The organism is Candidatus Obscuribacterales bacterium (assembly GCA_036703605.1).
GTDB lineage: Bacteria > Cyanobacteriota > Cyanobacteriia > RECH01 > RECH01 > RECH01.
On the sequence record DATNRH010000135.1, the window covers coordinates 1 to 3,162 of the forward strand.

The following is a 3,162-nucleotide window of genomic DNA, read 5'->3' on the forward strand; positions in this document are numbered from 1 at the left end:
GTCCTCTACAGTCCCACATCCAACCAAGTGGAGTTCAGAACCGTCTCCTACGGTGCTGGACAAGGTTTTCAAACCTCTCGCTCCCGTTCAGGGCAGATTAGGTAAAATGTACCGATGCCTCAGATGGCTTAGCCGCATAGACCAAGACCGGTACCCGTTTGTAGGCAGGAATGCCGGACTTGGGATCGGTAGTTGCCGTAAACAGCACATTAGCCTCTGGATAGAACATGAAAGCAGCTCCTGAGCGCACAGCTCCAAAGATAATTTCGATGTTCTCTAATTGGCCAGCATCTCCCTGAACCGTAACCCGTTGATGCTCCTGCCATCCTGCCTGCTGCACATCAGCAGGATTCATTAAGATACAGTGGCGGTGGGGCATCCCTCGATAGCGATCGCCCTCTTTGTACACAACCGTATTGTGTTGGGAATAGCTGCGACCAGTCATCAAGGCGACAACCCGTCCAGCTGTCTGTGGGGGCGCAGCAAAGCTTTGGGCATCGGGTAGCCTCAGTTGGGGCAACTCCGTCACAAACATCGATGCCTTACCAGAGGGTGTGGCAAATTTGGGTTCATCAAAGATCCGGCCGCTGATGGTAAACTCAGTTTTTGTTTCATCGATCGTGGCGATCGCTTCATAGCCAGGAATCGTCTGGGCAATCAGTTGACGAATATAGCGGGTATCTTGCAACTGCCGCCAGTTAACGGGATGGTCGCCATGGAGGCGATGGGCCAGTTCGCTGAGAAAGTCCACTTCGGCAATCAGGTCAGCACCTTTGAGATGAGTTTTACCCGGATCGTTGAGCCGCACAAAGTTGTTACCAGATTCGGTCGTTGTGCGATGGGGATTTTCAAAGCGGTTAAATACCGGAATAATCAGAGTGTGAGTGCGTCCTAGACCGTGAAAATGCCCGAGGTTCGGCTTCGTGGATAGATAAATAACCGTGTCAATTTTACTGAGCGCCGACTTAGCTTGGTTGAGATCGGGGTTCGCCGCATAGACATTGCCACCTAAGCAAAGTAACGTATCGACCTGCCCCGCAGCCGCTGCATCCATTAAGTCTCGGGCCCGATAGCCCGGTGTGCGGTTGAGCGATCGCCCCAGCAACGTTTCCAATGCCGTTTGAATATCTTGCCGCAGATGGGCCGTCACCCCCATGGAGCCAAAGCCTTGCACATTAGAATGTCCGCGAATCGGCATGGTACCTGCACCCGGCTTACCCGCATTCCCCGTCAGCAACGCCGTATTCGCGATCGCATGGACATTGTCCACCCCATTCTGCTGCTGGGTGATGCCCATTGCCCAGGCAAAGACCACCCGCTTTGAAGCACCAATCATCAGCGCGGCCTGCTCTAGCTCCAGTTGAGACACACCGCAGGTTGCTGTAATCGCGTCCCAGGAGAGCGATCGCGCCTGGTCTACCACCGCCTCCCACCTCTCGGTATGGCGTTGAAGATAGTCGCGGTCAATTAAATGACGTTCAATCAATGCCTTTTGGATGCCCAGCAGCAGCGCCGTATCGCTCCCAGGAATCGGCTGGAGGTAGAGAGACGAAATGTCAGAACCCGACAAGAGCTGGCGAGGGAAAGCCGGCGATGCAAACTTCACCAAACCTACCTCAATCACCGGATTAATCACAATCACCCGACCGCCGCGATCGCGTAGATGAATCAGTTCATTCATCAGTCGAGGATGGTTAGCCGGTGCATTCGACCCCAGCAACACCACGCAATCCGCCTGTTTCAGTCCTTCCAGGTCAACCATGGACGTGCCTGAACCAAAGACTTGCTTGAGCCCCACCGTTGAAGGGACGTGGCAGAGATCGGAGCAGTCTGCCAAGTGGTTAGATCCCAGAGCCCGCATCATCAATTGCAGTAAAAATGCTGCCTCATTCGACGATCGCCCAGAACTGTAGGACGCCACGCGCTCCGGTGGTCGCTGAAAAGCAGCCATGGTCAGGTGATAGATCTCCTCCCATGAGATACGTTCATAGTGGGACTGCCCCGCCCGCAGGATCACCGGAAAACTGAGACGACCCAAGCGATCGGCTTGCAGCGAGGTTAACTGCTGGAGTTCAACGACAGAATGGCGATCGAAAAAATGGGACGCTACCGGCGGCTGTAGTTCCGCTGAAATCGCTTCTACGCTTTTCATGCAGCGCTGCAGCGGTTCTTCTAGCTCGTTGGTAAAACCACCCTTTTGTCCGCCGGTGCCCCAAGCGCAGGACAGACAGGCACTCTTATGGGTCAGCGCTCGCCATAGATCGGGCCCTTCCAGAGATAGGGTATGCTCCGCCCAATATTGCAGCACCGGCAACCCACCCCCCACCTCAGGCGCGTTGCTGTAGTAGCCCGTTTGGTCAACAGACGGTGCATTCGGCTGTGAATCCTGCTCTGGCTGGTTGGATGTTGTGTTGGTGTCCATACGGCTCCTCATCTATCACCATTCCCCTATCATCTATCATGCCATCAAAGGGCGATCGCACCTAGAGTCTCCACAAAAGCAAACAGCCTAGCAGGTTATCTATATCCTAAAAAGTGGTTTCTTATGTTAGTTAGGACAACAAACCGGGCATCCTAATCTAGAAAACCACTCCTCACAACTCGCCCTCCCGGAGTACCTTATGGCAACGTCTTCTAAAGCAACTCTCATCCAGCAGGCAAAACAAGGCAACCCAGCAGCAGTTACAGCCTTGCTAAATCAGGCGCTTCACCCCAAAGGCATCACAGCAAAGGCATCCATCAAGAACTTCTGCTTAAATATCATGCTGGAAGCAGCACAGCCGCCTGCCCAGACGGCGCTAGTTGCATTTTTACGGAAGTCGTTTGAGAATTTTACTGTTGATGCTTGGCATACGGTTGTAGTTTATGGCCGTCAAACCGGTGAAGAAATCCCTGATTGGTCTGAAAAGTTTGATGTTGTCCAGAAAGTACAGCTATCTCTTGAGGAACGTGCTAAGCAACGCGATCTTACATCTATTCAAACCTTAATTAATCAGATGCTTGAAGCCATGGCTATCTCTGCCATAGCCAGCTTTAAGGATGACTGCCTCTTAATTATGTTAGAAGCAGAAGATACCCCAGATCAGTCTGTGGTTAGTGAGTTTTTAATCGGAGCAGTTTGTAATCTAGAGATTCAGGACTTACGCTATCTAAAGCTCTATG

General features: G+C 52.5%; 2 protein-coding genes. One reads left to right on the forward strand and one right to left on the reverse strand.

Going from position 1 to position 3,162, the window contains the following annotated elements; all coding sequences use genetic code 11:
- Positions 1-97: 97 nt before the first annotated feature.
- Positions 98-2,422 carry an FdhF/YdeP family oxidoreductase gene (locus V6D20_02760; protein ID HEY9814715.1) on the reverse strand — a complete coding sequence of 775 codons (2,325 nt, stop codon included), beginning with the start codon at positions 2,420-2,422 and terminating at the stop codon, positions 98-100.
- 199 nt (positions 2,423-2,621) lie between these two features.
- Between V6D20_02760 and V6D20_02765 the strand changes: the two genes are divergently transcribed.
- Positions 2,622-3,162 (forward strand): hypothetical protein (locus V6D20_02765; GenBank protein ID HEY9814716.1); only part of this gene is annotated, 541 nt, incomplete at its 3' end.